Origin of the sequence: Halorubrum xinjiangense (assembly GCF_049604745.1) — an archaeon.
In the GTDB taxonomy this organism is placed as follows: Archaea; Halobacteriota; Halobacteria; order Halobacteriales; family Haloferacaceae; genus Halorubrum; species Halorubrum xinjiangense_A.
The window spans coordinates 1,962,415-1,988,334 of sequence record NZ_CP187140.1 but is presented as its reverse complement, the minus strand read 5'-3'; the positions used below and the strand labels follow the sequence as shown (position 1 = coordinate 1,988,334).

The 25,920-nt window shown below is 61.5% G+C and carries 31 protein-coding genes and 1 pseudogene; 16 read left to right on the top strand and 16 right to left on the bottom strand.

Annotated features, from left to right (window positions below):
- Positions 1-15: 15 nt before the first annotated feature.
- From ACOZ35_RS11270 to ACOZ35_RS11240, 7 genes are all read left to right on the top strand, one after another.
- On the top strand, positions 16-258 hold the full coding sequence (locus ACOZ35_RS11270; RefSeq protein WP_006114624.1) for a DUF7563 family protein: 243 nt from the start codon (positions 16-18) through the stop codon (positions 256-258).
- A gap of 112 nt (positions 259-370) precedes the next feature.
- On the top strand, positions 371-676 hold the full coding sequence (locus ACOZ35_RS11265) for a hypothetical protein (RefSeq protein ID WP_424013682.1): 306 nt from the start codon (positions 371-373) through the stop codon (positions 674-676).
- Positions 673-1,149: a hypothetical protein gene (locus ACOZ35_RS11260; protein WP_424013681.1), complete on the top strand. Its 477-nt coding sequence runs from the start codon at positions 673-675 to the stop codon at positions 1,147-1,149. The genes ACOZ35_RS11265 and ACOZ35_RS11260 overlap by 4 nt, the downstream gene beginning before the upstream one ends.
- The gene (locus ACOZ35_RS11255) at positions 1,146-1,508 is read left to right on the top strand and encodes a hypothetical protein (RefSeq protein ID WP_424013680.1); all 363 of its coding nucleotides are present in this window, start codon (positions 1,146-1,148) and stop codon (positions 1,506-1,508) included. Before ACOZ35_RS11260 ends, ACOZ35_RS11255 begins: the two co-directional genes overlap by 4 nt.
- Positions 1,505-2,053: a DNA N-6-adenine-methyltransferase gene (locus ACOZ35_RS11250; protein WP_424013679.1), complete on the top strand. Its 549-nt coding sequence runs from the start codon at positions 1,505-1,507 to the stop codon at positions 2,051-2,053. Before ACOZ35_RS11255 ends, ACOZ35_RS11250 begins: the two co-directional genes overlap by 4 nt.
- The gene (locus ACOZ35_RS11245) at positions 2,050-3,666 is read left to right on the top strand and encodes a hypothetical protein (RefSeq protein WP_424013678.1); all 1,617 of its coding nucleotides are present in this window, start codon (positions 2,050-2,052) and stop codon (positions 3,664-3,666) included. Before ACOZ35_RS11250 ends, ACOZ35_RS11245 begins: the two co-directional genes overlap by 4 nt.
- A 481-nt stretch (positions 3,667-4,147) precedes the next feature.
- Entirely contained in the window at positions 4,148-4,987 is an 840-nt protein-coding gene (locus ACOZ35_RS11240; RefSeq protein ID WP_424013677.1) for a hypothetical protein, read from the top strand.
- Between the two features lie 12 nt (positions 4,988-4,999).
- Here ACOZ35_RS11240 and ACOZ35_RS11235 read toward each other — a convergent pair whose 3' ends face one another.
- The 9 genes from ACOZ35_RS11235 to ACOZ35_RS11195 form a co-directional block, all read right to left on the bottom strand.
- Complete coding sequence (locus ACOZ35_RS11235) at positions 5,000-5,398, bottom strand: hypothetical protein (RefSeq protein WP_424013676.1); 399 nt, start codon at positions 5,396-5,398, stop codon at positions 5,000-5,002.
- A 189-nt stretch (positions 5,399-5,587) separates the two neighbouring features.
- On the bottom strand, positions 5,588-6,679 hold the full coding sequence (locus ACOZ35_RS11230) for a hypothetical protein (RefSeq protein ID WP_424013675.1): 1,092 nt from the start codon (positions 6,677-6,679) through the stop codon (positions 5,588-5,590).
- A complete protein-coding gene (locus ACOZ35_RS11225) occupies positions 6,669-7,439 on the bottom strand; it encodes a hypothetical protein (RefSeq protein WP_424013674.1) in 771 nt (256 codons plus the stop codon). Before ACOZ35_RS11225 ends, ACOZ35_RS11230 begins: the two co-directional genes overlap by 11 nt.
- Positions 7,436-8,005, bottom strand: coding sequence for a hypothetical protein (locus ACOZ35_RS11220; protein ID WP_424013673.1), 570 nt, complete (start codon positions 8,003-8,005; stop codon positions 7,436-7,438). Before ACOZ35_RS11220 ends, ACOZ35_RS11225 begins: the two co-directional genes overlap by 4 nt.
- A 2-nt stretch (positions 8,006-8,007) precedes the next feature.
- Positions 8,008-8,187, bottom strand: coding sequence for a hypothetical protein (locus ACOZ35_RS11215; RefSeq protein WP_424013672.1), 180 nt, complete (start codon positions 8,185-8,187; stop codon positions 8,008-8,010).
- A complete protein-coding gene (locus ACOZ35_RS11210; RefSeq protein ID WP_424013671.1) occupies positions 8,187-9,842 on the bottom strand; it encodes a hypothetical protein in 1,656 nt (551 codons plus the stop codon). The genes ACOZ35_RS11215 and ACOZ35_RS11210 overlap by 1 nt, the downstream gene beginning before the upstream one ends.
- A 123-nt stretch (positions 9,843-9,965) precedes the next feature.
- The gene (locus ACOZ35_RS11205; RefSeq protein WP_424013670.1) at positions 9,966-10,481 is read right to left on the bottom strand and encodes a hypothetical protein; all 516 of its coding nucleotides are present in this window, start codon (positions 10,479-10,481) and stop codon (positions 9,966-9,968) included.
- Entirely contained in the window at positions 10,481-10,744 is a 264-nt protein-coding gene (locus tag ACOZ35_RS11200; RefSeq protein WP_424013669.1) for a DUF378 domain-containing protein, read from the bottom strand. The genes ACOZ35_RS11205 and ACOZ35_RS11200 overlap by 1 nt, the downstream gene beginning before the upstream one ends.
- Positions 10,741-11,151, bottom strand: a complete 411-nt coding sequence (locus ACOZ35_RS11195) for a hypothetical protein (RefSeq protein ID WP_424013668.1) — start codon at positions 11,149-11,151, stop codon at positions 10,741-10,743. Before ACOZ35_RS11195 ends, ACOZ35_RS11200 begins: the two co-directional genes overlap by 4 nt.
- Positions 11,152-11,264: 113 nt before the next feature.
- Between ACOZ35_RS11195 and ACOZ35_RS11190 the strand changes: the two genes are divergently transcribed.
- Both ACOZ35_RS11190 and ACOZ35_RS11185 read left to right on the top strand, forming a co-directional pair.
- Positions 11,265-11,474 carry a hypothetical protein gene (locus ACOZ35_RS11190; RefSeq protein ID WP_424013667.1) on the top strand — a complete coding sequence of 70 codons (210 nt, stop codon included), beginning with the start codon at positions 11,265-11,267 and terminating at the stop codon, positions 11,472-11,474.
- Positions 11,475-11,713: 239 nt separating this feature from the next.
- Positions 11,714-11,974, top strand: coding sequence for a DUF7386 family protein (locus ACOZ35_RS11185; RefSeq protein WP_424013666.1), 261 nt, complete (start codon positions 11,714-11,716; stop codon positions 11,972-11,974).
- Between the two features lie 60 nt (positions 11,975-12,034).
- Here ACOZ35_RS11185 and ACOZ35_RS11180 read toward each other — a convergent pair whose 3' ends face one another.
- Both ACOZ35_RS11180 and ACOZ35_RS11175 read right to left on the bottom strand, forming a co-directional pair.
- Positions 12,035-13,390: a helix-turn-helix domain-containing protein gene (locus ACOZ35_RS11180; protein WP_424013665.1), complete on the bottom strand. Its 1,356-nt coding sequence runs from the start codon at positions 13,388-13,390 to the stop codon at positions 12,035-12,037.
- 64 nt (positions 13,391-13,454) lie between these two features.
- Entirely contained in the window at positions 13,455-13,706 is a 252-nt protein-coding gene (locus tag ACOZ35_RS11175) for a winged helix-turn-helix transcriptional regulator (protein WP_424013664.1), read from the bottom strand.
- A gap of 380 nt (positions 13,707-14,086) precedes the next feature.
- On the opposite strand from ACOZ35_RS11175, the gene ACOZ35_RS11170 reads away from it, so the two are divergent.
- Together ACOZ35_RS11170 and ACOZ35_RS11165 are read left to right on the top strand one after the other, a co-directional pair.
- Positions 14,087-14,347, top strand: coding sequence for a hypothetical protein (locus ACOZ35_RS11170; RefSeq protein WP_424013663.1), 261 nt, complete (start codon positions 14,087-14,089; stop codon positions 14,345-14,347).
- Between the two features lie 99 nt (positions 14,348-14,446).
- Positions 14,447-15,490, top strand: a complete 1,044-nt coding sequence (locus ACOZ35_RS11165; protein WP_424013662.1) for a tyrosine-type recombinase/integrase — start codon at positions 14,447-14,449, stop codon at positions 15,488-15,490.
- Between the two features lie 500 nt (positions 15,491-15,990).
- Here the strand turns inward: ACOZ35_RS11165 and ACOZ35_RS11160 are convergent, their stop codons facing one another.
- From ACOZ35_RS11160 to ACOZ35_RS11150, 3 genes and pseudogenes are all read right to left on the bottom strand, one after another.
- Complete coding sequence (locus tag ACOZ35_RS11160; protein WP_424013661.1) at positions 15,991-16,521, bottom strand: DNA-binding protein; 531 nt, start codon at positions 16,519-16,521, stop codon at positions 15,991-15,993.
- Positions 16,514-17,206: a nucleotidyltransferase domain-containing protein gene (locus tag ACOZ35_RS11155; protein WP_424013660.1), complete on the bottom strand. Its 693-nt coding sequence runs from the start codon at positions 17,204-17,206 to the stop codon at positions 16,514-16,516. The genes ACOZ35_RS11160 and ACOZ35_RS11155 overlap by 8 nt, the downstream gene beginning before the upstream one ends.
- Before the next feature lie 107 nt (positions 17,207-17,313).
- Positions 17,314-17,589, bottom strand: a pseudogene (locus ACOZ35_RS11150) (tyrosine-type recombinase/integrase); the annotation flags it as partial.
- A 296-nt stretch (positions 17,590-17,885) separates the two neighbouring features.
- Here ACOZ35_RS11150 and ACOZ35_RS11145 point away from each other — a divergent pair.
- A complete protein-coding gene (locus ACOZ35_RS11145) occupies positions 17,886-18,707 on the top strand; it encodes an SWIM zinc finger family protein (RefSeq protein ID WP_424013659.1) in 822 nt (273 codons plus the stop codon).
- A 37-nt stretch (positions 18,708-18,744) separates the two neighbouring features.
- Here the strand turns inward: ACOZ35_RS11145 and ACOZ35_RS11140 are convergent, their stop codons facing one another.
- A complete protein-coding gene (locus tag ACOZ35_RS11140) occupies positions 18,745-19,008 on the bottom strand; it encodes a hypothetical protein (RefSeq protein ID WP_424013658.1) in 264 nt (87 codons plus the stop codon).
- Positions 19,009-19,375: 367 nt separating this feature from the next.
- Between ACOZ35_RS11140 and ACOZ35_RS11135 the strand changes: the two genes are divergently transcribed.
- From ACOZ35_RS11135 to ACOZ35_RS11125, 3 genes are all read left to right on the top strand, one after another.
- Entirely contained in the window at positions 19,376-20,329 is a 954-nt protein-coding gene (locus tag ACOZ35_RS11135) for a DUF4268 domain-containing protein (protein ID WP_424013657.1), read from the top strand.
- A gap of 203 nt (positions 20,330-20,532) precedes the next feature.
- A complete protein-coding gene (locus ACOZ35_RS11130; RefSeq protein ID WP_424013656.1) occupies positions 20,533-22,638 on the top strand; it encodes a DUF262 domain-containing protein in 2,106 nt (701 codons plus the stop codon).
- 216 nt (positions 22,639-22,854) lie between these two features.
- Entirely contained in the window at positions 22,855-23,385 is a 531-nt protein-coding gene (locus ACOZ35_RS11125; RefSeq protein ID WP_424013655.1) for a winged helix-turn-helix domain-containing protein, read from the top strand.
- Positions 23,386-23,406: 21 nt separating this feature from the next.
- On the opposite strand, the gene ACOZ35_RS11120 is transcribed toward ACOZ35_RS11125, so the two are convergent.
- Complete coding sequence (locus tag ACOZ35_RS11120; protein ID WP_424013654.1) at positions 23,407-24,627, bottom strand: acyl-CoA dehydrogenase family protein; 1,221 nt, start codon at positions 24,625-24,627, stop codon at positions 23,407-23,409.
- 199 nt (positions 24,628-24,826) lie between these two features.
- On the opposite strand from ACOZ35_RS11120, the gene ACOZ35_RS11115 reads away from it, so the two are divergent.
- Positions 24,827-25,894 (top strand): phosphotransferase family protein, encoded by a 1,068-nt coding sequence (locus ACOZ35_RS11115; RefSeq protein ID WP_424013653.1) that lies wholly within the window; start codon positions 24,827-24,829, stop codon positions 25,892-25,894.
- Positions 25,895-25,920 lie beyond the last annotated feature (26 nt).

Genomic DNA, 25,920 nt, shown 5'->3' with positions numbered 1-25,920 from the left:
GGTGATCTCCGGATGATGGACCTCCGGGTTGAGCCGGACGAGTCCGGTGTCTGTCTGGAGTGCGGGTCGCACCTCCCGCCGCGGTTCGGTCGCGTTCACGGCGACGACGACGACCGCGCTCATCGGTGCCCCGAGTGCGATTCGTGGGTGCGGATTTGTGAGGGAAGCGCCGCCGGGAAAGACGTCGACACGCCGGACCCGCAGACGAGTCCCGCCCGCAACGCCGGCGAGCCGTGGAACGGAGGGCTGTCGGGATGAGCCCGTTCGTCCGCGCGAGCCGACTGTACGACCCGGAACAGGGTCCGCGGTCGAACGTCCTCGACGCTGCCCGGCTCCGCTGGGAACGCGACGCCGAACGGGGGCGGTCGGCGTGAGTCGCGACCGGAACGGCGAGGTCGCCGCGATCTTCACGTCGCACGGCGTTCTCGACGCGGCAACGACGATCCTCGCGGCCCGAGCGGTCGGACCGAGCGCCGAAGCGAATCCGATCGTCCGCGAGCTGCTCGCGATGGGCGAGCTGCCCGCGGTGGTCGCGATGCTCGCGGTCGTCGGCTTGTGTTGCGGTGCGTGGCCCGTCGCCGCGGACGCCTTGGAGGCGCCGGAGTGGGTCGGGCTCGGGATCGCGACGATCGGCGCCGCCGTCGCCGCGGTGAACTTGGTGGTGGTGTTCGCGTGAGTCGCGCGAGCGGTCCCGTCTCGTCGAAGCGAGCGGGCGAGAACGCCGAGGCGGCTGTCCTCGAAGCGGTCGACGGGTTGGCGTACGTCCCCGACGATGAGACCGAACACGTCGATGCTCGCGCCGAGACGCTTGTCGTCCCGTCGCGGTCGCTCCCGTTCGTCGGGATCTGCCTGCTCGAAGTCGGCTCACTTGTCGAAATCAAGAGCGCGATCCCGCGGCTCGCGAGCGGTCGCAGGGGGCGGTTCTACCTCCGGCGCGAGCAGCACGAGCTGCTCCGCGACGCCGGCGGGAGCTACCTCTTCGCGGTGTGTGAGCCGCGGCCCGGCCGCGAGCCGGTCGCGATAAAAGTCGCGCCCGCGACCGTCGTCGACGATGCGATCACCGCGTGGCGCTCCGGCGGAGACGATCGGCCCGAGTGTTCGCAGGTTGCGTGGTCGCGGATCTTCCACCCGAGCGAGGTGGAGCCGTGAGTACCGCCGCCTACGGGCTCCGGCGGCCCGCGGCCCGCTGGGAAGCGGACCGGAAGTACGCGGCGTGTCCGCGGTGTCAGGAGGAGGTGACCGAGACGCTCGGGGCGCCGGCGGTCGCGACGCTCCGGCTCGCGAACCAGAACCCGACTCGCGTCGACGGCGACGCGATCAACGCACGCGGGTACACCTGCGAGGCGTGTCGGTACGTCCTCGCGATCGCGCCGGAAGCCGCGATCGTCGACGTTGACGATCCGACCGACGAGTCCGACCGGACGCCGTGGGTTCGGCTCGGTGCGGTGTTCGTCGACGGCTCGAGGCGGGCGATCGTGGTTCCCCGCCGCGAGGTGAGCTCGCGATGAGCCTGTTCTCTCACGAATTTCACGAGAACAGCTCCGACGAGTTCGGCACGCCACCTGAGTTCGTTCGCCCGCTCGCGGACGCAGTCGGCGGGTTCGATCTAGACCCGGCTTCCGGCGCCGAGACGGTACCCCATGCGTCGACGCGATTCACCGAAGAAGACGACGGACTCAGTCGCGAGTGGTACGGGAAAGTCTGGTTGAATCCTCCATTCTCGGAGAAGACACGCTGGGTTCGGCGGGCTCGGAGCGAGGTCTCGGCTGGCAGGGTCGAGACGGCCGTGATCCTGCTCCCCGTCGACACGAGTACACAGCTGTTTCACGATCACGTTACGTCCGCCCCGGTAGTCTGTTTCGTTGAAGGGCGGCTGTCGTTCGACGGAGGAGATCGAAACCCGAACTTCGGGATACTGTTAGCCGTCTTCGGAAAGGTCTCTGAGGACCTTCTCGACGCTCTCGATCGGAAGGGAACCGTCTACCACGACGAAGACCGTCACGAGCGGGCTCAACAGCAACAGCTCTTCTCCAACGGGGGTGGCGAGCGGTGAAGGCCGTCGAGACGGCCCCGCACGAGTACATGGCGAATTACGTGTACTCCGGGCTCGGGGCGTGGTTCGGCGCCGCTCGGCTCGTCGACGCGACCGGGAGCCGGCGCGGGAGCTTCACGCTCGACGGCGAGAAGTGGCGGGTCACGCTCTCCTATCAGGAGTCCGGGCTCGCGCCGCCCGAGGGCGGCGAGACGCCGGACGGGACGCGCGTCGACTTCGACACGCTCCGGGAGTTCCGGCTGAACGCGGTCGCCGACGACGAGGTCGGCGAGCGGAAGGTGAAGGCGCTCATCCAGCCGCGGTGGCGCGGGCTCCAATCGAAAGAAGGGGGTTCAGTCGCGCGGCCGATGTGGGATCTCGGCGACGCGGTGAACGTGCGGGTGAACGCGTCGAACGTTGAGTTCGACCAGGTGGAGTCGGTTATCCAGCGCGCCGCGGGCGCGGTGACGCTCGATCCGATGTACTTCGAGAGCCGCAACGACGAGTACAGCGTCGTGATCGACGCGGCGCGGTACGTCCGGCTCGACCGGGACGTGTCGGGTGCGATCCACTCTCGCGAGGGGCCGCTCGCGCGGATGGGCCACCTCCTCGAAAGCGACCGCTCGGGGTACCGGAAGGTCGTTCAGGACGACACCGAGCGGGCCGGGTACTACCACACGGTGACTCTCGGGCCGAAGCGGATCCGCGAGGCGTTCCCCGACCACCGAATCCCGAAGGAGTTCAAGCACTACTACGCGCGAAACGCCGAGTCGCTGCCGGACGATCACCCGCTCGCGCACCCGAAGGTCGAAGCCTCGTATCAGTCGAGCCGGTGGGACGAAACGCTCCGGCCGGTTGACCACGCGGAGATCGCCGACGAGCTCGAGGAGGCGATCCTCGCGACGCTGAACGAGGCGGGGCTCCCCACGCAGCCGCTCGACGACGACGGGCCGGGCGGCGGGCGCACGTTCGTCGAAGACACGTACTTCGAGGCGGAGACCGTCGACCGCTCGCGAGTCCTTCCGCTGAACCTCGAACGCGTCGAGAGCGACCAGCGGAACGTAGTCGTCCGGCAGCTCGCTGACGGCCTCTCGCCGGTCGAGTGGGACTCGTTGAAGACACTCGTCGCGGACGGGGGCGACGTGTCGCCGGCGGAGATCGCGGACGAACACGACTGGCACCCGGACAGCGTGCGACGGGGACTCCGGCGGATCGAGGAGATGGTCGTTCGCGAGCAGGGATCGGTTGCGTTGCGGTCCCACCACGTCGCCGAGCAGGTCGTCGAGGCGCTCGACGCGGCGCGTGAGGGCGTGCGGCAGGCGATGGGGACCGCGGCGAACGCGGTTCAGAACGCCGAGCGTGCGTCGCTCGACGAGCGCACGGACGAACTGATCGCGTTCTGCCAAGCGAACGGGATCCACATCGACGAACGCGAGGCGCACCTCCGGGTGCGGATGGGGAACCTCGCGGATGAGTCCTGGTCGGAGCTGGTGACGCGGCTCAAGCGATACTGGGTCGGTGCGGGTCGCGATCCGGAGCGGCTGAAAGAGGCGGTGTCGCACTACCGGGACGCGTCGGGACCGAAGATCCGGCCGGTGCGGAGTGCGTGGGGGAAGGGCCAAACGCTCCGGTAGCGCGGCCCCTCGTGAGTGGCAACACTATCCAGATCCTCTTTTCGCGGCCGTTTTCACCTCGATCGACCCTCTCGACCGGCGGGTTCGCGACGATCTCGACCGCAACACAAGCCCGGATCCGGACTTGACGAGCTGCTCGTCGACGCCGAACCGACGCCGGGGGGTCGGTTGACGGTTAGGGGTGTGGCTAAGGCCACATAGCTAAGGTACCCACCGATCCGCTACCGCAGCCGCTACGCGAAAACTCATCAAAATAATCAAATACGTGGTATTCCGATACTGCTGTGTAACTCAATGACAGATCCCGATGAGCTAATTACGGGGCTGTTCACACTAGCGGTATCCATACTCATACTCGTTGTATTCTACCAGGTATACACCGGAGGTAGCGTCGCGCGGGTTTCAGAGTTCGCAAGCGCGTTAGCAGTCCCATTTATTTTCTTTCTCTTGTTGATATATGTATTAGTCACAGTACTACAAAATGTCTAGTAATGACCCGATCCCTCTTGACGAGGGAAGATTGGAATATCTCCTTGAACTCCAACACCAGAGATACTACCATCTTCAAACGTTAGCAAGAGGTATTCTGGGAAGCGTCATTTCAATAGGTGCTGTTCTTGCTACGCTGATAGCGGCGTTTTATGACTTATTCCCGGGTATAAGCGTCTCACTAGAGGGGTACGGGGAAGTTGCATCTACAGTAGGAATTTCCCCGGTAAGAGTACAAGCAATATTCCTGCTTAATTCAATAATAGTTTACATTCTTTTGTGGTTGGTTGTAATCAGTTTCAAAGAAATTGTTATTAAACTTTCAGAAGTGGTCTTGGGACGTTCCCTATTACCACAGAGTTCGAGACAGTCTGACTATGTCGCCGAATCAAATTGGGGATCTGAGGATAATACATATACAATATTCCTATATTCCTCATTCCAAGCTAATCGTGAGCTAATTGATGAGGCGTACGATCGGCTTATCGCCGGTGGTCTACGAATAGGCGTATTTGTTATACTTCTCACAACTGCTGCCTTCCTTTACGTTAACATCTCTGATCAAAATCTGATTCAAGTTCTGACGTACAATAGTATAATCATAGTTGTCACTGTGTTTCCTGCGTTTGGTCGTGTAGTATTTGGTATTGACTCGCTAGGCGGGAGAGAAAGGTCGTCAACTCTGACTCAGGAGATATTTGAAGAGAATAACCCGAATAGCCGATGGAGTAAAATTACAACTGGAAAGTGGGAAAGCAGACTTATACTAATCATAGTCGGACTAACTATTATTTCATTCTTAATCTACATTCTCACGCTGGCAGGTGTATAGGATCGTAAAATTTCATGGTCGGAGTCTGGAGGCGGATATTTGTGCTTCCCGCGAGTGACTCCGATAGTGCGTTTCACCGGGATTCGTCCAGTTCGTGATCTCTAAGTCCCGAGCGCGGACCGTGCGCGACGACACGACGGTTATCTCTCGTCCCTCTGCTCGGTACCACACGAGCGCGTATCCGCCATCAGCGTCCGCGAGCGTCTCGTGCTGGTCCTCCCAGAACTTGAACGTCGGCCGCACGCCGTTCACCATCGACCCCTTCACGTCCCACGGGTGGCCGTCCTCGTCGCTCGCGTCGAACTTCAGTCCGTCCACGACCGGATAGTCGAGCGTGAGCGGGTAGCGGTCCGTCGCCCACAGCTCGACGAGCTTCCCGTACCGACCGACGATCGCCGGGTCGTAGCTCACGGCGATCCTCGTTTGGGTTGCGGTTGGTCGACGCGCCGATCGGCGTCGACGAACGAATTTCGACCGAACCCCGGCCGCGCGGCCCCCCGCGGATTCGGACCCCCCGCCGCGATCGCACGCGTATAAACAGAGGTATGCGCCGGGTCGGGCGGCTGAATGAATGAGCGAATCCCCGCCGCGTCTGTCGATTCACGCGACGGCATCGTTCACTACCTCGCCGTGGTCGCCGTCCCTGTATTCAGCCATCCGGTCGGAGACCCACGCCGCGGAGTACCCGACGAGGTCGCCCGCCTCGGCGTACGTCATGCCGTGATTCTCGACCGCGCGGATCGCCTTGCTCACCGCCTCCTCGCGCCGGACCGAGTCGGCGTCGACACCCTCGCTCTCGTCGTCCTCGTCGACGAGTTCGATCGCGAACTCGCTCGGCTCGTGTTCCGGGTAGTTCGCGGCCGTGTCGGTCAGACCCTTGTAGTCGCTCCCCTCCTCCCAGTCGTCCTTGCCGCCCTCGCTCTCCAAGAGGCGAGCGCGACCGGGGTCGGACCGCGAGGGCTTCTCGATCGCCAGCGACGCGACCCGCCGAATCGACTTCGCGGTTTTCGTCCGCGTGTGTCCGACGAGCAGGACGCTCCCCCGCTTCGGGTGCGGCCCGTGTTTGGACTCCTTCTTGCGGATGAAGAGCAGCGAGTCCGAGAACTGCTCGGCCGCCTTGTTGCCAGAGCCGAATCCCGAGAGTTCCTGGGCGATCTCGTCGAGGACCGCCAGCACCGGACCCTCGATCTCCGCCATCGCTTCGAGCATCTCCCGGTCGGAGCGCACCACGCGGTCGAAGCCGTCCCACGAGGTGTTTCCGATGAGCGCGCCGCCGGTCCGGATCCGCCACGCCATCGCCACGTCGAGCGTCGTCGCGGTCTTGCCCGAGCCGGGCGCCCCGAACACGAGCCCGATCGCGCCCTCGTGCGCGAGCTCGCCGGCGGCGTCGCGGTACAGGTCGCCGCCCTCGCGTTCCTGTCCGGTGAGCCCGGTCGCGCTCTTCATCTGCGAGACCGACCCGTGTCGCACCGCCTCGTCGATCGTCTCGGTCGCGGCGTTGGAAATGATGAGCCGGCCGATCCGGGTCTCCTCGATCGGTTCGTCGAGCAGCCCGTCGTAGTAGTTGAGGACTGCGAGCGTCCGGCGGTCGTCGACGAGCCCGGCGTACCCGCGGACGTGTTCGCCGGGGTCCTCGCCGCGGAGCGCGCTCGCGAGTTCGGCCGCCGCGTACGCGCCGGTCTTATCGCTCATCGTCCACCTCCAGCGCCTCGGTCTCGTCGAGCAGCTCGAAGCCGATCGTGTCTCCGTGTCCGTTCCGCTCGGTGTCGATGTCGTCTCCCTTCATGCTCTGTGGTTTCAGGTCGTCCGGTAGTTCCTCGTCGAGGACCGCCGAGACGGTCGCACCCTCGTCGTCGAACGACGGCGTGAGGGTCGGATCGAGGATCGCCTCTTGGTCCTTGAGCCGACGCTTGTCGAGCTTCCGCGCGATCGACCGGAGCCGACGCTTGAGGCGTCGTGCCTCCTGTGCGTCGGGCTCGAACTCTTCGCGGAGCTCGGCGACCGCTTCGAGCGCGTCGACGACCTGGACCTCGCCGGCGAGCTGCGACCCGGCCACGGACTCCCGCCAGTTCGCGACGGCGACGTTGTCCTCGGGTCGGTACTCACGACATTCGTAGACGCGCTTCGCGACGGGCCACTCGAAGAGGCTCCCGGCGTGTACGTCCATGTCCGCGAACTGATCCTCGCTGAGTTCGTAGACGGCGCCGCCGGTGTCGTCGTTCGCCTCGAACGCGACGAGATAGATCCCCTCCTCTTCGGGGAGTAGATCGACGACGTAGCCCCCGGCGACGTACCCACCGATCGCGATCGCGACCGCGGCGGTCGCAACGACGCCGGCGCCGTCGATCTCCCACGGATAGGGATACCGACCGCTTTCGGCGCCGGCGATGAACAGCAACACAACCCCACCGGCGAGAATCGGTCGGTCGCGGGCCGCTTTGACCGGATTCATAGTACCCTCTCGACCGATTTCTCTTCATCCTCGCGGCGGTTCTTGACCACGCGGAAGGTGAGACCGGCACCGCCGATGCCCGACAGGAGAATGAGGATCTGGGCTCGTTCGTAGCTGATCGGCGGTCGGTTCGGCGTCGTCTGCCCCGTCGAGACGTACGCGAACCGATTGTTCGCGATGCTGCCCGGCGTGGTCATGGTGACGGCCGCCTGTCCGGCTCGAAGCGGGACCGAGACGAACACCTCGGTCTGCCCCTCCGGGAGCCGGTGCTGGTAGATGCGGCCGGAGCCGGTGCCCTCGCCAAACTGAACCGCCTCGGTGAGGGTGATACGCGTCGACTCGTCCGTCTCGAATAGCAGCCTGAACCCGCCGCGGTCGCGATCGTACTCCCACTCGACGAGCCGGGTGTCGGCGTCGATCTCCTGCGCGTAGGTCTCGGGCTCGCCGACATCGACGGACGTGTTCGTCTCTAAGCCGGGACCGCCGTCGTCCTGCGCGGCGGCGCCGCCGACCGCAACACAAGCCGCGAGGCTCACCGCAACACAAAAAATCAGGATACTGCGCATGATTAGACCCCCGGAATCACCGACCGGATCGTGCTCTCGACGAACCCCCACGCGAGTCCGATCGGGTCGTAGCCGAGGGCCACCATGACGATCCCGATGAACACCGCCGCGGTGCCGAATTTCAGTATCGGCTCGACGACGAACGATAGGATCGACAGGTACGGCGCGAGAGGGTTGATCATCAGCTGTTACCTCCCTGTCCGAAGAGCGCGTACACGACGCCCGCGCCACCGACTACGGCCGCGATGAGTCCGACGTTGGGCGAGTTCCCTTCGAACCAACCGGCGCCGGCGCCGCCGGTGCTCTGCGATTCCTCGTACTTTTCGATGAGCTCCTGATTCTGCTGCTCCAGCTGGTCCCACTCTTCCTGCGTGATGTAGTTCGAATCGCTCTGTGGCTCCGACGACTCGAAGGACGCGCTCGACGTCTGCTCGCCGGTCTGCTGGTTCACGATCGACTCGACGGTGAACTGCTTAGAGAGGTTCAGCGTCTCGTACTGAGTCTGGTCGGCGCCAGAAACGTACTCGACCGAATCGACCTCGGTGATCGCCGTCTCTAGCTCCGAGCTCGCGTCGTACGAATAGGTCCCGTCGCCGTTGTCGGTCCAATCGGCCGCGGGCACCGAAACGGTCTCTCCGGCGGTCGTGGTCACGTTCAGGACCGTCCCCTCGTACGGCTGTGCGGTGAGGGTGATCGTCCCGCCGTCGACGCCAGTCTCGTAGGCATCCCATGTACCGGAGAGTTGACTCACGTCGGCCGTGAGGTAGATGTCTCCGGCGAAGGTGCTCGGGTCGTACGTCGCCCCGGATTCGATAGGCCCGTCCGACTTGTCGGTGAGCCCGATCGTCCCCGAGAGGGTCGCACCGGTTTCGGTGATCGTGAGTGTGACCTCGCGCTCGGAGTCGATCGGGATGTTCAGGGCGGCAAGGTCCGCGATCGCCTGCGCCTCCGACTCTTCCGACGAGAGCATCGCCGCCCGCTCGCGGGGCGTGATGAGCTCGGTGATTTCAATCTCGCCGCTTTGGACCTCGGAGTAGACGGACGAGACCCACGTCGTGATACCATCTCGGACATTTTGGAACTTGGTTTCTATCTCGTCCCAGATGGGGCCCCAGTCAGAGTACGCGAGGTGGTTGAAGTTCTCTCCATCGGAGTAGCGAACAGGAAACGATTCGACCCGGTTCTCGGGCTGGTTTCCCCAACTGTAATCTTCGTTGAGCGGACTCCAGTCGTTTCCCCCGTAGTTGGTTGTGAGATTTATCCGAGTGACGGTGAGGGTAGTTCCATCAGGGAGGGAGTGATCGGTAGTCGGGAACTCGAAACCCTGAAAGGTCCAGTCAGAGCCGTTGTCGCTGGTGAAGATAGTTCCGCCATTGGCCCACGAAGGACCGATGGCGGAGAGATCCGTATCAGCATGATTCGAGAACGCGGTTACGATGTTGCTGAACTCAGCTACGGACTCATTCCACGTCTTGAGGAGGTTCTTTTTGACAGTTGTTTCGTAACTGTCGATGGCAGCGGAAGCCGCGTCGAGAACAGCGGACTCGGTAGAACCAGCGTTAAGCTCCTCGATGGCGGCGATCTTGGCCTCAGTGTAGGCGTTGTTGTTGACGCCGTCGAGGATGTTTCGGTTATCGACAATTGTGCTGGCGTTAGTGGAATCTCGCGTCCTAACAGTCTGGTAAGACTGCTGCGCGAGCGCGTCGGCAGTCAGCCCCTCAGCAGGAGCGTCAGACCCGAGAATCTCGTACTCGCGGAGCGCCCACCCGAGGGCGACCGGCGGACTCACGGCGGCGAGCATCGCGGTCTTACCGACACTCCCCCAGTCGATCGCCACGGCCGGTCGCGCGGTCGAGCCGAGCGCACCGACGCCGGCGGCGGCGCCGACGCCGACCGCCGTCGTCCGCAGCAGCCCCCGACGAGTGAGTCGGGGCAGATCTGGTTGTGTTGCGGTCATGGGTCAGTCCTCGCGACCGACGAGCCAGACGACGACCAACACGACCGCGACGGTCCCGAGCGCTCCGGTCCCGCCGCCAAGCCCGATTCCGGCGCCGCCGCCCATCCCGACAGTCCCCCAGTTGACCGTGTCGACGAGCGAGGCGTTCCCGCCCGTCGACGCGGTGATGTGGATCGAGTCGTAGGTCTCCCGGTCGGAGTCGGTGAGCGTCACGTTCGCGGACTCTGTCGTGTTCTCGGCGACCGAGAGCGTCGTCTCTTCGAGCACGGTCCCGTTTCCGGGCGTCTCGGTCCCGTTGAGCCCTTCAAACGTGACGTTCACGCTCACCGGGCCGCTTCCGTTCATGTCGTCGATGCCGACGACATCGACGTAGGCGGATTCGGTGTCGTTCGTCACGTCGATCGTGTCGTTGACCAGCTCGCCCGAGCCATCCTGTCCGGCGACCCCGCCCGCAGCGAGGCCGACGCCGACGAGCGCGACGAGCGCGACGGCGAGGGCCGCGATTGTGTTGCGGTTCATCAGTCGTCCCCGTCCCCGCGAATCCGGTCGACGACATCCGGCACGTCGTAGAACCCGGCGTGATCGGCGAGCGTGATCACGCCAGCGACGGCGACCGCGCCGTAGACGACAGTCGCGGCGGTCGGCGAGCCGAGCGCGGTGCCGAGCTCGGCGACGGCGTTGTAGTCGAAGAACTCCAGCAGGCCCCAGTTGACCGAGCCGATCGAGGTGAGGATCCAGATCACTCCCGCGATCGTGTCCTCCCCGTCCCAGATGGAGCTCATAGCATCCACCCCAGAGCGAACTGCCCGGTCGTAACCGCGATCACGTAGAGGAGGCCCCACAGATCGGAACTCTGGAAGAAGCTGCCGACCGTGTCAGGGAGCGCGACGAACGCGACCGGAAGGACGAGCGTCCCCACGGCCGCGGCCATGTACCAGCCCTGTAGCCCCTGAATATCGTCCGAGAGGGACTGAAACTCGGTGTTGTCGTTGGTGATGATGACCCCGACAATCGACGCGTAGCCGAGAACCCACGCGGTCGAGAGGCCGATCCCCCCGAGCGTGAACTGTGTCGCTGTAAAGTCCACGTCGAACAGTTGGAACGATGCGATACCGACAAGCATGAACGCCGAGGCGAGCCCCGCCACAACGAGGGCGGCGTCGACGGCGTCGAATTCCATTTTCGCCATGCGAGCGGCCGGGCCACGGTGATCCCCATATACTCCCGCATTCAGTACGGTCTACGGTCGTCACGTGTCACCTTGAGGTATCTTTAAGTGAACCACCGTGCCCGCGAGGGTCGATGGGATTCAAAAGTCTCGTCGACCGCGACGGCAGCGGAACCGTAACGATCGACAAGCAGCACCTCGAACTCGATGGACTAGTCGCCGACGACGGCTCGATCAAGGAGGCCGACGCTCACACGCAGCGCGTCGGAGAGCGCGCGTACCTGGTGCGCTTCCCGGAGGACGGCGAAGTGCCGAGTCTGTTAGAGCTCGTGGGGCGAGCGTGAAACCTCGTGGAAGGGGGTTCTCGACGCGACCCCGTGGGGTCCGACGTGGATGTATTCACAATCCGCGATCTATGTACTTCATTCGGCGCGGTCGGGGCGTGAGGTACATAGAAATCGGCCGGGTTGCGAGTGGCGGCCGCGGTGATCGTGGTCGATCCGTTGGTACTACTTCAACACGAACCGGTTCAGTCACTCTAGAACGACGGGATCTCGACCCCCGTACATACGGTGCGGTATAAATGAGCCGTCGAACCAGCCTCAAGATTACCGACGAACGCGAACGGCAGCTCGAAAAGGCGAGCGATATCGTGGCGAGTGGTCCCGACGACGACCCGCCGATGAGTGTTGTAATTGACGCGGCGCTCGCTCACCTAGTGGAAAGTGAAGAGAATATCCGAGAAGCACGTCAAAAATACAACCCTAACACTATCCAAGAGCTGTGTAATACCTCTGTAATCGGTCTACAATACCGTACACGAATTGATCATCGTTGGCGATGATTTCTGTTATCAGGGGGATAGAACTAGAAACCAGAAGATTATCTGCGGATTACCGCGTAACTAATCAATGCGACTTTCTATGTCTTTTAACAGGTCCTCTATCTGATACAATTTCTTGTTTGGAATACTGTCAATAAACGAGTCCCAATCATATCTTTCTTCTATTCGTCTAATGAATTGTTCCACAAACTCTCTACTAGTAATATACTCGCTATAATCTTGACGGGGATATGTATAGTCCACCTGTATATCCAGAGTCGTATACACCGATATTTTAGAATTATCGACATCTGATCCGCCCATTCTCCGATCGTGGTTTGATTCTGGATGATCTTGGGGTAATCCGGTTCTAGTTGAGAACCATTGAATATCGATCAATAATTCAAACTGATCCTCCAGAGAAATAGTCATACTTGAAAAATCCTCAGATACTGTGAGTGCCGAACTCTCAGGAAGCCAGAACCCCATTTTGTCTACGTCAGGAATATATGTCGATTCTTTTCTATTTTCAAGCACATCCTCAACACTAACCGGTAATTCTGATATTATGTGATCGTCATCCTGATCCTTCTCATAGTTGATCAGATCAGGTCCAAAAATCTCAAACTCAAATTCCGGTTCAACACCCTCCTCCTCTATCCTTCCGGACATCTCTTCGCTGGCATGAGCATGTGGAAGTGTGTATAAATCTGATAAGATAGCCATCAAGAAAATCCTTTGAAATAGGTCAGAGGAAACTTCATGTATTTCATCGTCGCCATCGTCATTTGTAATCAAATCATGAAGTTCTTCTTCACCTTGATTAACCATATGGTAGATTGAATTTAAATTATACTGATATGACGGGGTGGGCTGAATCTCCACCGGTGTGAATTCATCAGAATGAGTATATACAACCCTTGACTCCATTTCTGTTTCCAAATCAGGACTACCCTCAAATAATGTTACTAGCTCCCCGTCAGATACTAAACGTGTAGAATCTCCAGCTCGTATTCTATACTCTCTCTTCCGTATCTTACCATCTCTACTCTCAACTATCGCAACGGGGGGTAGGCTGGTTCTCTGATCTATATTTAAGACAAGTACAGAACCCTCTGACAGGTCACCACGATCAGAAGAATAGAACTCATGCGAAAAAGTAACTGACGGGCTACATCGAGAGCTAACAATTTCGGAAATCGTCCCAAGGCACTGTTCCTCAATCAAACCTGCGCCCTCAGGTTCTTTTTGATCATCCACTCCAAAAACAATTTTTCCACCACGGTGGTTTGCAAATGCCACCATGTGTTTTGATATCTTGTATCTGTTTTCTCCATCGGGCTCAGTAAGAAGTGTTGAACTCTTGAAATCCAATTTGTCATTCTCATCAGATTGTAATAAACCCCATAGCGTCTCGTTCTTGACAAGAATTGCCATAATAGTGAATCGGTAGCATGGCTAATAAATCTTGATCGTGCGAGTCGATGAATCCTGATTCAGGTTAATTAAAATCCTCTGCGGTGAGATTTCCTGTTAAATAGGCACGACCGCGGTCACTGATCCGGTAGTATCCTGACCCTTCTGATTCAATTAACCCCGCTTTTTCCAACTTTCCAACTCGACGTGAGATCCAATTACGAGTGTAATCGAGGTTTTTCGCGATAACCGCAGGCGTCAAAATAAGATCCGATTCGTCAAGAAGTTCGAGAACTCGATCGTCGGTCTGATTCATCCAGTCAACCCGCGGGCGCATACACTTCGGTCAAACGGATGTATATAACAAATACCGATACGTCTCGGAGTAGCTAGTATATCGTATATAGTAGAACACGATTCAGTGGGTTAAAACTAAGTTCCGGCCGTACTTTTCCAAGGGCACGGAAGCACTCTCGCGGACCCGTCGCTCTCCGATGGGTCCGGCTCGCAGGAAAGCGGACCCCGCTGCTGGAGACAGCGGGCCCGCGCGGGCTTCCGTGGGGTAGCACGAAAGCCATGCTCGACCACTACGCGCCGGGGTTTGAAATTCCCGATCGACTGAGGAACCGCAACACAATCGCCGGACATGACCACTTTCAGTTTCACCGCCCGCGTCAGGATCTTTTCTTTTTAACACCGTCCCCTCGGTCGGAATCGATGCCTCCGAAAGAAGTTGTGCGGATCGAAGACCGGCAGGATAGGTGGCGGTACGTCTGTCCCCGCGGCCACCGCTCGTGGGAGCCGACGAATCACCATTTCTGGTGTCGCAACTGCGCCGCAAGCGACGATTACGACGGCGTGTTTCAGACCCTCCGCGACCGCAAGACCGACGCCGAGTTGACCCGCGATCGGGTGCGGCTCGTGACGCCGGTTGGTCCCTACGACCAAGATCTCGACGGCAAGGAGGGGTCCGCGTGAGCGACGAGAGCGGACACGCCCGTCGGATCGCCGAGCAGCTCGCGATGTACGACGACGAGGACGGTGAGGACGACGAGACCGATGAGCCGGAGGAGTCCGATGAGTGACGAACTCGAACCGATCCCGCCCGAGCGCGCCGTCGAGATGCACCTCGACCGGATGAAAGAGGATCGCGCCGAGTGGACCCGCACGACCCACCAGAGCGAACTTCGGCCGTTCGTCGAGTGGTGTCGCGAAGAGGGCGCGATCGACAATCTAAACGAACTCTCCGGCCGAGACCTGTACGAATACCGGATCTGGCGCCGCGAAGGAGGGTACAGCAACAGCAAGGTCGACGAGCTCGCGAAGAAGACCCTTCACTCGAACCTCTCGACGTTGCGGTCGTTACTCAAGTTCTGCGGGGAGATCGAGGCGGTCCCGTCGGACCTGTACGAGAAGGTGCCGCTCGTGAAGCTCACCCGCGAGGACGAGGTGAGCGACTCCTACCTTCGACCGGAGCGGGCGGCCGACATCGTCGAGTACCTCTCTCGGTACGAGTACGCGAGTCGTGACCACGTAGTCTGGGCGCTAATTTGGCACACCGGAGCGCGCCTCGGCGCGGTCCGGTCGCTGGATCTTCAAGATCTCGAACTGGAGGGAAACAAGCCCTCGATCGGATTCGTTCACCGCCCAGAGACAGGTACCCCGCTCAAGAACGACGCCGCGAGTGAGCGGGTCAACCGGATCAGCCGCCGGATCGCTCAGATTCTACAGGACTACATTGACGGTCCGCGGACGGACACCGTCGACGACCACGGCCGGAACCCGCTCGTCACTACCGACGCGGGCCGGATCGCGGCCGGGACCATCCGGAAGGCGTTCTACCGATGGACTCGCCCGTGCTTCATCGGGAAGGAGTGCCCGCACGACGAGGATCCGGACTCGTGTAAGTTCGCGACGTTTCGCCACGTGAGCGGGTGTCCGTCCGCTCGGTCGCCCCACGACGCACGCAAGGCGCGGGTGACGAAGTATCGGAACGACGGCGTCCCTCGAGGTGTCGTTTCGGATCAGCTCAACGCGAGCGAGGACGTTCTCGACAAGCACTACGACCGCGCTTCGGAGCGCGAGAAGGCAGACCGCCGCTGGCGGATTATACAACAATGAGTGTCACACAAATTCAAGCCGATTACAGCGGGATAACTACGGGACTCAAGTCCCGTCGCGCCCGTTCCTTCGCTTCGCTCAGTCACGGGCGCGACTGGCTCCACGCTCGCTCACTCCGTTCGCTCGCGTGGATCCCGTCGCGCCCTTTTGTATCTAAATGAAGTGAGGACGAAAACGGCAACAGGGATTTGAACCCTGCCAGTCGCAGCCCGCGCAGCGAAGCGAGCAGGACCGTCTGGCATTGGTTCAAAATCCCGTCGCGCCCGTTCCTTCGCTTCGCTCAGTCACGGGCGCGACTGGCTCCACGCTCGCTCCCTTCGGTCGCTCGCGTGGATCCCGTCGCGCCGTATCGCTCTACCCGACGGATAGCAACAGGTGGGCTCGTAAAATCGTCACAGCGCCGGCTACTCGTCTTCGAGAGCGTCGTAGACATCTCGGTTCGCATTGCGGTCGTCCGCTGCGACCCGCCGAACCAGTTCCCGCCGGATGTCCTTCATCGCCTAGCCGCCACCTCTCGGCTGTCGAGTGTCGCAGACACAGACGCCGCCTTCCCGTATCTGGTCCGTGACGTACTGGTGAACGCTGCGAGAAAGCGCATACAGACTATCTGCTTGCTTCTCGGTGGGCCGCTTGCCGCCGTAGTAGCTGTCCGTCCTGTTGTCGTCGTAGAGTCCTCGAAGCTCCCGTGTCGCCCTCCGTGAGAGCAGGCCGAGATCTGCCGCTCGGTCGTAACAGCGTGTGTGGTCGTGGAAGTCATCCAGCTCGTCACCGCCGACTGCGAGGGCGTAGGCCTCGATAGACCGCTCGGTCGCCCCGAAGCAAAGTTCGATGACAGCGGTGTAGTGCCCCTCCCCGTCGATTCGTGCGACCGCGTCTAGCAGCCGACACGCCTTCGTAAGCTGTGTCTTCCAATTGTCGTCGGTCGCGATCGCGTCCTCGCGGTTCGGGACGCCGAACCCCTCCTCGTTGAACGCGTCGATAGCCGCATCGAGAGCCGTGCGAATATCTTGCGGATCGGACTCCTCACTCATCGAGGTCACCGTGGAAGACCATGTTCCGGACCGTCTGGAACTTCTCCGTCTCGTGGATTACGATCCCGTCGCTGAGCACGTCCCGTATCTCGGAGATGTACTTCGGGACCGCCTGAAGCGCCTCGACGTCGATCTCGTATTCGTATCGGCCGCTCTCGAACTCCTCGTCCTCGAGCGCCTGTTTGACCTCGTTCGCCGCTCGCTGGTTTGCCATCCGGTCTTCCTCGACGAGCACCCAGAGGTCGATGTCGCTCCGCCGGTCCGCTTCGCCTCGCGCGACGCTACCGTACAGAACGATCCCGATCACGCCGTCGAGTTCGCCGCGGAGTTCGGTTGCTGCTGCTCTCACCGGTTCTTGGAACTCAGCCTGTGGAATCTGTAGATAGGGATCATCCGGGACGTGGAGCCGCTCGGGGTTGATTCGGACCCATCGCGTGTTGCCCTCGCGTCGTTCAACGACGAGATCGCTTTCGGAGAGAACGGTTACCGCCTTGGAGACGCTCGGCTGCGAATAGTCGACGGCCTCGACGAGGTCACTAATCGAGAACTCCTCAGTATGATGGCGAGATAAAAAAGAGAGGACTGTGTCTGTGGCCGTACTGCCGAATAATTCTCCACTTTTGGCCGGTATGTCGAGAAGTATCTGTAACCCGTCTTCGGCCACAATATTCGAGTTACTTTTCATAGCAAAGGATCTATTTCCCCATACATTTAAACTTTATATGAATAACGCGACTCGATTTATCATAGATAGTTCTGTGAGAGAGTCAGCGACAGCGCCCGAGAGTGCCTCTAGATGTCGTCGAGGTATTCCCTCCGTTGTTCCATCTTTTCTTTTTGCGAGCGCTGGTCGTAGTGCTGGTCGATAACGTTAGGCGTCACGTTCGCCCGGTCGCTGACCACCGTCTCGGGCACGGCACTCTGTAGGTAGTGTGTGATCGCTCCACGACGGAACGGATGCGGACTAACGCTAGACGGACACTTCGATGCTGCGCGACTCACCGTGGCCTCACAATTGGCCGGGTCACGGTCGTGTGGACATGTTTGGCCGTACTCGCACGGACGGGTACCACAACGAGTCAGCCATCGCTCCAATCTCGATACTACACCAGTGTAGATGTTGCTATGATGAGACGAGAGAGTGATGTCAGAAATCTCTTTTTCAGGACGCTATTTTCGACCGTCTCACGCCTGAAAGGTCTAGCCGTTCGACAGTCGAACCAGCACCCGTCATGCCAGTATCGTTTTAATCGCATGACTGCGACGGGGTAGCAGCTTCTTTCAGAGAGAGCGTTACGATTTTGAACGAAGGTGAGGCTCATGTGTCGACTTTTCAGGATCGCGACAGAACACTGCTCACATCCATGGACCTGACGAAGGGAGCAGTTCGGGAGATCTGTACTGACGCGGTTTTCGAACGCGGCGAGAGGTACCTCGCTAAGGACCGCATCCTTGATATTCATCGCATTGACACTACTGTCACCGCCGTCGTGACCGGCAGCCGTCAGTACGACGTGCGTGTCGACCTCGCGGTCAACGGCTTCGATCCGTGGTGCGACTGCCCGTATCACGGACCGGAGGCGTGTAAGCACGTCGTCGCCGTGTTGCTTCGATGCGCGGACGACTGCCCTCCGGACGAGGGTGATCGGCTCGACGCCGCACTCGAGGCTGCCGATGCCGACGACCTGCGGGGGTTCCTCCGGGAGACACTGGCGACCGACGCTGCCGTCCGCGAACGCTTCTTCGCCCGCTTCGGTGAGTCACCGACGCGATCGGTCGAGGATCTGCGCGCTGCGATCGACCGAGAGTTCGAGGAAACGAACCCCGACTACTTCGTCGTCTTCGAGCCGATCGATTTCTCGGAGTGGTTCGATCTCGCGGGCGAGTATCGTGATCAGGGGCGATACGCGTCGGCGGCAGCAGTGTATCGCGCCCTCGTCGAATCGCTCGACGAGAATATGGAGCGCGTCGACGGGGCGTACGACCACTTCTCGCAGCGGTTCACGCGAGCACTTGACGGGTACGTCGACTGCGTGGCGGCCGGCGATCCCGACGCTGAGGAGGCCGCCGACGCAGTCGCGTTTCTCGAGGACCGGACGACATCCGGAACGTCGTTGCTCAGCGAGCACTTCGAGCGCGCAGCGACGGAGTTGGAGGAAGCGCTCACTGAGCGGCGAGATCAGTAATCCTTCGCTATCCTGCTTTTTGCCGCGCTTCAGTTGTTCACTCTCCGAGCGCGTCGACGACGTCTTCGATCGTGTAGAGACGCACATCGCTGCGATCGGCGGCAGCTTCGCGGACGCTATCCGTAAACCCGCTCCGGGAGAACAGCGCGTATTCGACGGTCCGCGTGCCGCCACCCGACGGCTGCCACCGGAGTTCCTCGACGTGCGTCTCCAGTGACGCCAGCGCGCTGTAGTCGAGTGGCGATTCCTGATACTCGCACTCGCCGACGACCAGCGTGTCCTCGTCGCCGAACGCCTTCATACGCCCCCGTTTTTAGGTATTACATATAAAGCCCCCGTGTCCTACATGTCTTCTTGTCTAGCAAACGGGGTGCCGTCCTGAATTCTGTCATTGGCTCTCTTACGGTTCTACTGCGCTTCGGCTGGAAGATGGGGACGGGGAGAGGGGGGTGCGTCCAGCAAACTTCTGAGATACTCAACGGTAAACCCAGTCCCGTAACAACGAAACATGATTCCAGAACCGTCTCTACAGCAGAAACAGAGGTCGTATTCATTGTCTTCAGATCAATCTTCTCCGGGACGGGGGAATGCGTCCGGCAACGAGTCACAGCGGATTACGCTCTGAGAGCAGAATGACCTTTTATCAGAGCTCCCGGGAAAGCGTGTCTATGGATCGGAACGTCTCGCGAATCCACGAACACGACCTTCGTTCGGTGTGGGAGAACGAGGAGCGAGATTTCACCAAATGGTTGACAGAGAACATCGACCTCCTCGCGTCAGCGTTGGGGATAGAGATCGAAGACGCACGAGCGGAGGAAGCCGTTGGCGACTTTTCGGCCGACATCGTCGCACGGGAGATGAATACGGGCGAGACCGTCGTCATTGAGAACCAGTACAATCGGACTGACCACGATCACCTGGGCAAGCTCCTGACGTACTCGTCCGGAAAGGACGCCGGGTTCACGATGTGGCTCGCCGAGGAGTTTCGGCCGGAACACCGGAGCGTGCTCGAATGGTTGAACGAATCCGGGCCGAAAGGCGCGAAATTCTTCGCGATCAGACCCCGCGTTGTGAGTATCGAAGGCTCCGAAGAGCGTGGGTTCGAATTCGAAATTGTCGTTGAGCCTAACGAGTGGGAACGAGAAGTTAGCAACGAGTCTCTGTCCGACTTAGAACAAAACTACCAGCAGTTCTTCGCCGAGATGGTCGGGGCCTACTCCCAGAGACGCCCGAATTGGTACAAGCTCAAGCCCGGGCCTCGGAGCTATCTGACGTTCAGCGCTGGTATTTCGGGAGTTCGACTTGGATGGGCGTTCCATCAGGGACCGGAGTTCTCGGTTGAACTCTACATTTCCACGTCGGATAAGGAACGCAACGAGGAGATATTTGAGGCGTTAAAACGAGAGCAGGCGGATATTGAGACGAATCTAGGGGTTGAGCTGGAGTGGGAACGCTTGCCCGAGAAACAAGCATCTCGGATCAAGCAGGCGGAAGGCATTGACGGGGCAATTACCGAATTGACCGCTGACCAGCAAAACTCCCTAGTTGAGTGGGGAGTGGATGCGATGGACAACTTCCAAGAGGAGTTCGAACCACGTATTTCCGCGCTCGGATCCAACTGATTGCTGACTCTACTGTTGTAACGGCTCGCTGCGTAGGTGCCCCACACTCCCACCGTCTTGTCGGACGCACCCCCCTCTCTCCCCAGATACTACCCTGACCCATTGGCTCTGCTGAAACTTGTAATCAGAAATCATGGTCGGTTTCCACATCTACAGAGAGTGACAACCACGATTTATACTGGCCGGCACACCACCGTCCCACCATGGAAACCCGCACGGTCCATCTCGACTCCCTGTTGACGGACGGGTTGTTTGATATCCCGAGCTACCAACGCAGCTACTCGTGGACCGAGCCCCAGCTCACGGACCTGTTTGAGGACCTCCTGTACCTCCCGGAGGAGAAGTCGCATTTCTTCGGAAACATCATCCTTCGCAAGCAGGACACCCAGTTCGAGACGGACCGTCGCCGTCGGTTTGATAAGTACGACGTCGTGGACGGCCAACAGCGCCTGACCTCGGCGATCATCTTCCTGTACGTCGCGTCGGAGTTCGACGACACGATCGAAGCGACGCTCGACGAGGATAACCTCCTCTTCCCCGTCGAGGAACGACCGCGATTACTTCCACAGGATCAGGACTCCGAGTACTTCCGTGACGGACTCCTCGGCTCCGCATCCATCGACCCGGAAACGCCGTCACAGACGCGTCTCAAGGCTGCCGCGGACTTCTTCACGGAACAGTTTGCGGAGCTCGATGACCCTGAGGCCGTCGCCGATCTCGCAGAGACGCTCCGGTACGACTGCCGGATCAACGTCGTCGAGATCGATGACGGCTCCGAGGCGGCCTCGATCTTCGAGAGTCTCAACGACCGCGGCCGACCGCTCTCGACGCTCGACAAAACGAAGAGCTTCCTGATGTACATGGACGACCGCTCCAGCAACCAGGGCGCTCTCGAAACCAAGATCAAACAACGGTTCGGGAGTATCTACCGGGACCTGTTCGTTTTCAACACCGGCCATGATCGGGTGAACGACTTCGATGAGGACAGCTTCCTTCGGTTCCACTGGGGCATCTACGACGGCTATGACTCTGACGAGTATTTCAACGGGTTCGAGACGCTGAAAGACCGGCTCCGCGAGCGGTTCCGCGCCGGCGAACTCGATGCCGTCCAGTCGGAAATCGACGCGTACGTCCAAGACCTCCGTGAGGCCGCGACGGCGTTTTCAGCGATACTCCAGCCGGATGTCCCGGATTCCGTTGAACCCTCGCTCACGCGACTCCTAGAGCTCGGACGACTGGCGAACGTCCTCCCCGTCCTGATGGCGTCGTATCTGAACTTTGCCGACGATGATCCCGAGGGCTTCGCAGCCGTCGTCGACGCGTGTGAAACGCTCGTGTTCCGGATGTACGCAATTGACTCACGGCGTTCGGACACGGGCCGGGGTCGACTCGTTCGCCTCGCTCACGACGTTCACACGACACCGTCGTTCGATCCCGAGACCGTCGTCGAACGACTCGACTCGATCACGCAGCGATACACGGACGACGACCGGTTCGAGCGCCAACTCCGCGATCCGGACTTCTACCAGAGCACGTCGAGTCGAGACACGAAGTACCTGCTTTATCACTACGGACAACAGGTCGAATCCGAGGCCGGCGAGGAGGTCATGACGAGTCCCGGGCATATCCTCTCGACCGAGTTCCAAGTCGAGCACATTCTCGCTCGAAAGCTGCCCGCCGATGCGATCCCCGAGAGCCTCGTCGGCGAGTTCGACGAACACGTCCACCGCCTCGGGAACCTCACGCTCGCCAGTCGGTACTGGAACGGCTCGTACGGTAATCTGCCGTTCGCCGAGAAGAAACACGCTAGCGGCGGACGCGAGAAGGAGTACGCCTCCTCGTCGTTGCGCGTCCAGCGGGAACTTGCGGCGTTCGACACGTTCGGGAAGTCGGCTATCAACGAGCGGACCGACACGCTCGTCGGATTCGCGCTCGATCACTGGTCGATCGATCCTGCGTCTCCCGAGCCGGATTCAACGGATGCCCCTGATGAGTTCACCGGGTGGTTCCCGCCTGATTTCTTCGACCGCCTCACCAGCAAACAGGCGGCGATGTTCCGCGTGCTGTACGCCGCCGAAGAGCCGTTGCTCACCGACGACCTGCTTGAACGGATGGAAGACGAGTACGGCGAGACGGTCGGTGGCAGTAGCGGTCTCTCAGGCATTCTCGCCGGGCTGACGTCGAAACACTCCAAGGAGTTCCGCAACTCGATCATGTCCACGTCGTGGGTAGGAGATCAGTTCGAATGGGTCCTCACGCTCGACTCTGCGCAACGAGAACAGTTCGAAGCCGAGATGGATCTGAACTGAGCTCGCGTCCTCTTTGCGGACTGTCGAAAACATTCGAGGGACTCACGGATCCGGGTCATCCCAACTGCGGCTGTGTGACCTGACTCTCTCCGCTCAGCACCGTCACCAGCCAGGTGGAGTGGGCGTTCCCCCGACTACCGCGAACAGCGCCGCCCGGGCGTCGCCGAGCGCAGCCCAAATACTGATTACCGTGACGCGTCCACGCATACGGAGGGAATGCCCGAGAAACAGCCGCGTCCCGACTGGAACCTCTCCGAACGGGACACGATAATCCTCCAAGAACTCGCACGCGACCCGCAGCTCACCTCCCGGAAGCTCCGAGACCTCCTCGAGGAGGAGCACGACATCGACGTCTCTCACGTGACCGTCAGCGAGTCGATCCGACGGATGCGCGAGGACGGCGTGTTCCGCGAGGCGCTCGTCCCCAACGAGGAGCACCTCTTCTTCTCGCTGTTCGAGTTCCAGTTCAACCCGGAGGGGTTCGAGGAGAACTGGCGGGACGCGCTCGAACACATCCGGTCGAGCCGCCACACGTTCATGTACTTCCTCTCGGACGGCGACTACCAGTGGAAGACCATCATGATGTTCAAAGACCGCGAACAGGAGTCGAAGTGGATCCACGACTTCTACAAGGAGTACGGCGAGCTCATCGCCAACCTCCGCAACTCCGTCGTGACGAACGTCCTCAAGTTCGGGACGGACCCCGAGCTGTTCGAGGTGTTTCAGGAAGACGGCGACGAGGCGTGACCGCCGACCGCGACCCGCGGCTTAGTCGAACTCGCCGAACCGAGTAACCGTCTCCAACTCCTCCGTCGGCGGGTCCTCGAAGGCGTCCCGGGCGATCGACCGCCGGTGGACCTCGTCGGCGCCGTCGACGATCCGGAACTGCCGGACGTTCTCGTGGAAGCGCGCGATCGGCAGGTCGTAGGCGATCCCGTTGCCGCCACAGAACTGGAGCGCGTCGTCGATCGCCTCTTGGGTCACGTTCGCCGCGAACGTCTTCGCCATCGCCACCTCGATGCGCGCCTCGTGGCCGTCGGCGATCCGCCCGGCGGCGTGCCGCACCATCGTGCGGGCGGCGTGGAGCTCGGTCCGGCGGTCGGCGATCCGGAACCGCGGCCCCTGCTTCTCCGAGAGCGGCTCGCCGAACCCCTCCCGCTCGGAGAGGTAGGCGGTCGCGATGTCGAGCGCGCGGTCGGCCATCCCGGCGTACCGCATACAGTGGGTGAGCCGGGCCGGACCGAGCCGCTGCTGGACCAGCGTGAACCCCTCGTTCTCCTCGCCGAGCGTGTTTTCCACCGGGACGCGGACGTTATCGAACCGGATCTCCGCGTGGGTCGTCCCCACCAGCCCCTCGCCGAGGTGCGGGATGTTCCGGACGATCTCGACGCCGTCGGCGTCGGCGGGCGCGAGGATCACCGAACAGCCCGCGTACGGGTGCGCCTCCTGGTCGGTCCGCGCGAACGTCAGGAACACGTCGGCGTCGAGCCCGCCGGTCGTCCACCACTTGTGGCCGTCGATGACCCACTCGTCGCCGTCCTTCTCCGCGGTCGTCCCCAGCATCTTCGGGTCCGACCCCCCGCCCTGCATCGGCTCGGTCATCGCGAACCCGGAGTCGATCTCGCCGGCCGCGAGCGGGCGGAGCCAGCGCTCCTTCTGCTCGTCGGTGGCCGCGATCTCGAGGGTGTGCATGTTCCCCTCGTCCGGCGCCGCACACCGGAGCGCGGTCGGGCCGAGCAGGCTCCGCCCCGCCTCCTCGAAGACGGGCAGCATCTCGCGGAAGCCGAGCCCGAGCCCGCCGTACTCCTCGTCGACCTGCGGCGCGTAGATCCCCTCGTCGCGCGCGGCGTCGCGCAGCGCCTCGATCTCCGCCGGCGGGATCGGCCCCCGGCCGAGCCACTCCCGTTCCACCGGCAGCACCGTCTCCTCGACGAACTCCCTGACGGCGTCGGCGACCTCCGGGCCGCGTCCGATGTCGTCGTACTCCATACCGACTCTTGTTTAGCAATGTAAATAGTGGTTCCGGCTATTCTCCCAAAATTCTATATTACGCGAAACTGATCCCCATTGTACTGAAAAATAGATTTACAATGTTAGTCGAATATGCGACAACCGATGAAAGCCGTTCGGGCATAGTTCAGTCGGCCGCCGTCGCCTCCAGCCGGCGTCGAACGGGGGGAGATCGGCCGTGACCGACGCGGACTACCTCGACAGGCTGGTCGACGCCGACGCGCTCGGCGAGTACCTCGCGGCCGAGTTCGGGCCGGCGGACGCGTTCGACGTCGAGCGACACGCCGAGGGGCACTCGAACGAGACGCTGTTCGTCACGTGGGGCGACCGCGAGCTGGTCATCCGGCGGCCGCCGCCCGGCGAGACGGCCGACACGGCCCACGACGTGCTCCGCGAGCACCGCGTCGTCGACGCGCTCGGCGACACCGGCGTCCCGGTCCCCCCGACGCTGCGCGCCTGCGACGACGCCGCCGTGCTCGGGAGCGACTTCTACGTCATGGAGCGGGCCGACGGCGACGTGTTGCGCGACGCCGAGCCGGAGCGGTTCGCCGACCCGCCCGCCCGCGAACGGATCGGGACCGAACTCGTCGACACGCTGGCGGCGATCCACGCGGTCGACTACGAGGCGGTCGGCCTCGGCGAGTTCGGTCGCCCGGCGGGGTACACGGGCCGGCAGGTCGAGCGCTGGACGGACCAGCTCGAGTGGGCCTTCGGGATGACGGAGTCGGTCAGGGAGGTGCCCGACCTGGTCGCCGTCGGCGAGTGGCTCGCCGACAACGTCCCCCGCGACCACCCGGAGACCCTCGTCCACGGCGACTTCAAGCTCGACAACGTGATGTACGGGCCCGGGACGCCGCCGGAGGTGGTCGCCGTCTTCGACTGGGAGCTGTCGACGCTCGGCGACCCCCTCGCCGACCTCGGCTGGCTGCTGTTGTTCTGGTACGACGAGGGCGACCCGGACCCCGCGATGCCCGATCTGATGTCGACGTTCACCGCCCGCGAGGGGTACCCGACGCGCGCCGAGCTGATCGACCGATACGAGTCGGCGACCGGCCGCGAGTTCGCCCACGAGCGGTTCTACCGCGCGCTCGCGGCGTACAAGATGGCCGCGCTCGGCGAGATGTTCCTCGCGCGGCACCTGAACGACGACAGCGACGACCCGCTCTACCCGAAGATGGAGACGCAGGTCCCCGAGCTCGCGGCGCGGACGCTCGCGTACGTCGAGGGCGAGACGGAGCGGCTGTAAGGTCCCCGGGAACTACGACCGCCGAC

Bases quoted from the DNA above. Each gene is read 5' to 3' on its own strand.
- ACOZ35_RS11270 (WP_006114624.1), top strand. From the start codon at position 16: ATGGACCTCCGGGTTGAGCCGGACGAGTCCGGTGTCTGTCTGGAGTGC.
- ACOZ35_RS11250 (WP_424013679.1), top strand. From the start codon at position 1,505: ATGAGCCTGTTCTCTCACGAATTTCACGAGAACAGCTCCGACGAGTTC.
- ACOZ35_RS11240 (WP_424013677.1), top strand. From the start codon at position 4,148: ATGTCTAGTAATGACCCGATCCCTCTTGACGAGGGAAGATTGGAATAT.
- ACOZ35_RS11230 (WP_424013675.1), bottom strand. From the start codon at position 6,679: ATGAGCGATAAGACCGGCGCGTACGCGGCGGCCGAACTCGCGAGCGCG.
- ACOZ35_RS11225 (WP_424013674.1), bottom strand. From the start codon at position 7,439: ATGAATCCGGTCAAAGCGGCCCGCGACCGACCGATTCTCGCCGGTGGG.
- ACOZ35_RS11220 (WP_424013673.1), bottom strand. From the start codon at position 8,005: ATGCGCAGTATCCTGATTTTTTGTGTTGCGGTGAGCCTCGCGGCTTGT.
- ACOZ35_RS11215 (WP_424013672.1), bottom strand. From the start codon at position 8,187: ATGATCAACCCTCTCGCGCCGTACCTGTCGATCCTATCGTTCGTCGTC.
- ACOZ35_RS11205 (WP_424013670.1), bottom strand. From the start codon at position 10,481: ATGAACCGCAACACAATCGCGGCCCTCGCCGTCGCGCTCGTCGCGCTC.
- ACOZ35_RS11200 (WP_424013669.1), bottom strand. From the start codon at position 10,744: ATGAGCTCCATCTGGGACGGGGAGGACACGATCGCGGGAGTGATCTGG.
- ACOZ35_RS11195 (WP_424013668.1), bottom strand. From the start codon at position 11,151: ATGGCGAAAATGGAATTCGACGCCGTCGACGCCGCCCTCGTTGTGGCG.
- ACOZ35_RS11190 (WP_424013667.1), top strand. From the start codon at position 11,265: ATGGGATTCAAAAGTCTCGTCGACCGCGACGGCAGCGGAACCGTAACG.
- ACOZ35_RS11185 (WP_424013666.1), top strand. From the start codon at position 11,714: ATGAGCCGTCGAACCAGCCTCAAGATTACCGACGAACGCGAACGGCAG.
- ACOZ35_RS11180 (WP_424013665.1), bottom strand. From the start codon at position 13,390: ATGGCAATTCTTGTCAAGAACGAGACGCTATGGGGTTTATTACAATCT.
- ACOZ35_RS11175 (WP_424013664.1), bottom strand. From the start codon at position 13,706: ATGCGCCCGCGGGTTGACTGGATGAATCAGACCGACGATCGAGTTCTC.
- ACOZ35_RS11170 (WP_424013663.1), top strand. From the start codon at position 14,087: ATGCCTCCGAAAGAAGTTGTGCGGATCGAAGACCGGCAGGATAGGTGG.
- ACOZ35_RS11165 (WP_424013662.1), top strand. From the start codon at position 14,447: ATGAGTGACGAACTCGAACCGATCCCGCCCGAGCGCGCCGTCGAGATG.
- ACOZ35_RS11160 (WP_424013661.1), bottom strand. From the start codon at position 16,521: ATGAGTGAGGAGTCCGATCCGCAAGATATTCGCACGGCTCTCGATGCG.
- ACOZ35_RS11155 (WP_424013660.1), bottom strand. From the start codon at position 17,206: ATGAAAAGTAACTCGAATATTGTGGCCGAAGACGGGTTACAGATACTT.
- ACOZ35_RS11145 (WP_424013659.1), top strand. From the start codon at position 17,886: ATGGACCTGACGAAGGGAGCAGTTCGGGAGATCTGTACTGACGCGGTT.
- ACOZ35_RS11140 (WP_424013658.1), bottom strand. From the start codon at position 19,008: ATGAAGGCGTTCGGCGACGAGGACACGCTGGTCGTCGGCGAGTGCGAG.
- ACOZ35_RS11135 (WP_424013657.1), top strand. From the start codon at position 19,376: ATGGATCGGAACGTCTCGCGAATCCACGAACACGACCTTCGTTCGGTG.
- ACOZ35_RS11130 (WP_424013656.1), top strand. From the start codon at position 20,533: ATGGAAACCCGCACGGTCCATCTCGACTCCCTGTTGACGGACGGGTTG.
- ACOZ35_RS11125 (WP_424013655.1), top strand. From the start codon at position 22,855: ATGCCCGAGAAACAGCCGCGTCCCGACTGGAACCTCTCCGAACGGGAC.
- ACOZ35_RS11120 (WP_424013654.1), bottom strand. From the start codon at position 24,627: ATGGAGTACGACGACATCGGACGCGGCCCGGAGGTCGCCGACGCCGTC.